This is a genomic window from Ilumatobacter sp., assembly GCF_049588435.1.
In the GTDB taxonomy this organism is placed as follows: Bacteria; Actinomycetota; Acidimicrobiia; order Acidimicrobiales; family Ilumatobacteraceae; genus Ilumatobacter_A.
The window spans coordinates 1-3,970 of sequence record NZ_JBAVYV010000481.1 but is presented as its reverse complement, the minus strand read 5'-3'; the positions used below and the strand labels follow the sequence as shown (position 1 = coordinate 3,970).

General features: G+C 68.8%; 5 protein-coding genes. 3 read left to right on the top strand and 2 right to left on the bottom strand.

From position 1 onward, the window contains the following. A partial coding sequence (locus tag WBV89_RS18235; RefSeq protein WP_423982755.1) for an ATP-dependent helicase occupies nucleotides 1-1,139 on the bottom strand: 1,139 nt, incomplete at its 3' end. A gap of 46 nt (nucleotides 1,140-1,185) precedes the next feature. On the opposite strand from WBV89_RS18235, the gene WBV89_RS18230 reads away from it, so the two are divergent. Together WBV89_RS18230 and WBV89_RS18225 are read left to right on the top strand one after the other, a co-directional pair. Continuing rightward, nucleotides 1,186-1,761: a PH domain-containing protein gene (locus tag WBV89_RS18230; RefSeq protein ID WP_423982754.1), complete on the top strand. Its 576-nt coding sequence runs from the start codon at nucleotides 1,186-1,188 to the stop codon at nucleotides 1,759-1,761. Further along, nucleotides 1,751-2,512, top strand: a complete 762-nt coding sequence (locus WBV89_RS18225; protein ID WP_423982753.1) for a helical backbone metal receptor — start codon at nucleotides 1,751-1,753, stop codon at nucleotides 2,510-2,512. Before WBV89_RS18230 ends, WBV89_RS18225 begins: the two co-directional genes overlap by 11 nt. Here WBV89_RS18225 and WBV89_RS18220 read toward each other — a convergent pair. After that, nucleotides 2,469-3,509 (bottom strand): galactokinase, encoded by a 1,041-nt coding sequence (locus WBV89_RS18220; protein ID WP_423982752.1) that lies wholly within the window; start codon nucleotides 3,507-3,509, stop codon nucleotides 2,469-2,471. The two genes, WBV89_RS18225 and WBV89_RS18220, sit on opposite strands and share 44 nt — an antisense overlap. A gap of 9 nt (nucleotides 3,510-3,518) precedes the next feature. On the opposite strand from WBV89_RS18220, the gene WBV89_RS18215 reads away from it, so the two are divergent. Further along, nucleotides 3,519-3,970: alpha/beta fold hydrolase (locus tag WBV89_RS18215; protein WP_423982751.1), on the top strand; the 452-nt coding region annotated here is incomplete at its 3' end.

Below are 3,970 nucleotides of genomic sequence, written 5' to 3'. Positions count from 1 at the left end.
GCCATCGCCCGTTGCCTCACCGCGACGCCTCGTTCGGTGAGCGCGGCCTCGAACGCGGGGAGCTGAGCGTTGGTCCGGGCGAGCACCGCCACGGCACCGGAGCGCACGAGGTTGGGGTCGCCGGTGGCGATGCGCGACGCGACGACGTTCGCCCCCGCGACTTCGTCGGCCGCGGCGAAGAGCGTGACGGGTGGTCCGCCGTCGCGCGCCGATCGGATCTCGGCGGGCTGCCCGCCTGCATCGAGCACGTGGGCTCCCGCTGCGACGATCTGTGGCGTACAGCGATGATTGACCGGGAGTCGCACGACCTCGACGCCGGGGAACCGCTCCTCGACCTCGATGAGCAGTGACGGGTCGGCACCGTTGAACCCGTAGACGGCCTGGGCGGGGTCGCCGACGAGGAAGAGGTCGTCGCGGCCCGCGCGCAGGAGGTCGACGAGGCGATGTTGGACCGGGTTCAGGTCCTGTGCCTCGTCGACGAGCAGGTGCCGGAACCGCCACCGGAGAGCGTCGGCGAAGTCAGCGTCCTTGCGGGCCTCGGCGAGCACGTCGAGGAGCACGTCGTCGAAGTCGATCACGCCGCGCTTGGTCTTGATCCGCGTGTAGGCGACGAAGATCTCGGCCATCTCGGCAACCCCGCCTGGAAGTCGCCGCCCCGCTCGTCGTGCGGCGGCCGGATAGTCGTCGGGACCGATCCCGCGAGCCATCGCCCACGAGATCTCGTTGTTCGCGGCGTCGAGCTTCTGCCATGCGCCGGTGAAGCCGAACTCCTTCTGAGCGTCGCGCAACAGTCTCCGCCGGTCGCTCGAGATCGCCTTGGGGCGTCGGCCCGCGTCGGTCCAGCGCTGGCGGAGGACGCGGAGCATGACGGAGTGGAAGGTGCCGGCCTCGACGTGGTCACGGATTCCGAGGCGCAGGAGCCGCCGTCGGAGCTCGCCGGCCGCCTCCCGTGTGAAGGTGAGCGCCAACGTGTGGCGGGGATCGGCGTCACCGAGTGCGATCCGGTAGGCGATCCGCCGCGTGAGGACGCGGGTCTTTCCCGAGCCGGCGCCTGCGACGACGGCGACCAGGTGTGATTTCGCCGTGACGGCCCGGCGTTGGTCGGGATCCAGATCGGCGATCAGCGCGTCGGCATCCACGCGCCCATCGTAGAAGGCCCTCGTCGGTCCAGGTACGTTTCGGACCATGGCGTTCCCGCGGCGGCTTCTCCATCCGGACGAGGAGGTCGCCGTCGACGTGCACCCGCACTGGTGGTACTACGCCAAGCCGGCGGCGGTGCTCGTCGGGGCGATCGTGGTCGGGGTTGTCACGCTGACCGTCGACGACGGAACCACCCACACCGCTCTGACGTGGGCGTCGTTGGGACTCCTGGTCGTCTCGACGTGTTGGTTGATCGTTCGGTACCTGACGTGGGCGACGACGACGTTCGTGGTCACCAGCGATCGGGTCGTGTTCCGACGCGGCGTCGTGGCCAAGTCGGGAATCGAGATCCCGCTCGAACACGTCTCGGCGGTGTACTTCAACCAGTCGATCTTCGAGCGGCTCGTCGGTTCGGGCGAGATCGTGATCGACCCCGGCGGCCACATCGGGCAGCAGCATTTCACCGACATCGGCAACCCCCGCCGGGTGCAGCGCGCCATCCACGTCCAGCGCGAAGAACACCTCGCCGACCGTCTCGAGCGATTCGAGGCGATGCTGGCACGCGGAACCCTCACCCCCGAGGAGTTCCAGGCCCAGAAGGAGCGACTCCTTGGATACTGACCAGGACACCACAGCGGAACGCGGCCGGCCGCGGCGTGAACGTCGGCGCATCGTCAGCCTGGTGCCGTCGTCGACCGAGACGTTGTTGGCGCTCGGGGCTGATGTCGTCGCCTGTTCCCGATTCTGCGAGCAGCCACAGCTCACCCATGTGGGAGGGACGAAGAATCCGGATGTCGCGGAGATCGTCGCGCTCGCTCCCGACCTCGTGGTACTCGACCGGGAGGAGAACCGGATCGAGGATCACGACGCGCTGGTCGCAGCGGGTCTGGAAGTGTTCGTCTCGGACGTCACCGACCTCACGTCAGCGCTGAAGGTGGTCGGAGAACTCGCCCGTGCAGCGGGTGTTCCCGATCCTCGCGTCGAGACGGTCCCGTCCGTCGACGGCGATGACCCAGCGCCTCGCCGGACCGCCTTCGTCCCGATCTGGCGGCGCCCGTGGATGACCATCTCATCGGCGACGTACGGTGGAGCCGTCCTCGCGCACCTCGGCATCCACCTGGTCGCGATCGCCGACGACACGGCGTATCCGACGGTCGAACTCGACGAGGTCGCCGCGCAACGACCCGACCTCGTGATCGTGCCCAGCGAGCCGTACGAGTTCGGCGCAGCACACCTGGCCGAGTTGTCGGAGGCGATCGTCGGCTCCCGGGTGATCGAGGTCGACGGTCAGGACCTGTTCTGGTGGGGCGTCCGGACCCCCGACGCCATCAACCGGCTGACGGCAGCACTCGCGCCCCCGCCGACGCCCTGACGACCCAACCGTCGGTGAGGGCACCGGGCCGACAGATCGCGACGACGCAGCCACCGAATCCGCCGCCGGTCATCCGCGCCCCGAACACCCCATCGGACGCGTTCAGCGCGTCGACTGCGGCATCCATCTGTGGTGTGGATGTGTCGAAGTCGTCGCGCAGGCTCGCGTGGCTCTGCCGCAACAGACGGCCGAGCGAGGGGTAGTCGGCACGCCGGAGCGCGCCCTCGAACTCGCAGACCCGCTGGTTCTCGGCGACGACGTGGCGGGCACGTCGGCGTGCGACCGGGTCGTCGATCGAGGCGACGAGGTCGGGCGTGGCGAGACGAAGCGGTCCGATCGCCGCCTCCGCCCGAGCGCACTCGTCGACACGATCGCGATAGGCGGAACCCCGCAGCGTGCGTTGGGCGATGAAGCGGACGACGATCTCGATCTCGTCCGGCACCGGAACGTGTTCGATCGACAGGTCGGTGCAGTCGATGAGCGTGGCATGTCCCGCGGTCGCCGCCGCGATGCAGTACTGGTCCATGATCCCCGTCGGAACGCCGGTCGCCGCGTGCTCGGCGCGGCGCACGTGCCGTGCGAGGTCGAGTGCCGACCCCTCGAAGCCGAGTGCGAGTCCGACGACGCACATCAGCGCGGCACTCGACGACAGTCCTGCTCCCGTCGGGATGTCGGACTCGAGATGTCCGTCGAAACCGGAGTGAGCCCCGAGTTCGGACGCGACGGCGGCGACGAACGGCGCCCATTCGGGGTCGAGTGCGGCGGGGTCCGCGTCGAACGGCAGGGCGAGTTCGACGCGCCCGGGGGCATCGGCCGAAGTGAGCGTGATCCGCCCGTCGAGGACGGTGGCGGTGAGGGTCGTCCCGCGATCGATCGCCATCGGGAACGTGAGCCCACCGGTGTAATCCGTGTGCTCACCGATCAGATTGACGCGGCCCGGGGCGTGCACGCGGAACGTGTCGCCGTGGATGAGCACCGCGACGAAGGTATCTGCCATGATCGGCCGATGGCGCGTGCAGCTCTCCCGACGGGAATCGAACTCGAGTACGAGACCTTCGGAGACCCGAGCGATCCGACACTGTTGCTGGTATGCGGGTACACATCGCAGCTCAACGGGTGGGACGCCGGTCTCTGCGAGCAGTTCGTCGCTCAGGGGTTGCACGTGGTGCGCTACGACAACCGCGATGTCGGGCTGTCGACGAAGCTCTCGGGCGCCGTACAACCGATGAAGGTGCTCTCGGCGATCTTGGCCGGCGAACCGACCCCGGACGTCCCGTACACGCTCTCGGACATGGCCGCCGATGGCATCGGTCTGCTCGATCACCTCGGTGTCGATCACGCCCACATCGCCGGGGTGTCGATGGGCGGGATGATCGTGCAGACGATGGCGATCGAGCATGCCGATCGGATCGCGAGCCTGACGTCGATCATGTCGAGCCCGGGGGACCCGCGCTGTGG

Coding starts and splice junctions, on each gene's coding strand:
- WBV89_RS18230 (WP_423982754.1), top strand. CDS start 1,186: ATGGCGTTCCCGCGGCGGCTTCTCCATCCGGACGAGGAGGTCGCCGTC.
- WBV89_RS18220 (WP_423982752.1), bottom strand. CDS start 3,509: ATGGCAGATACCTTCGTCGCGGTGCTCATCCACGGCGACACGTTCCGC.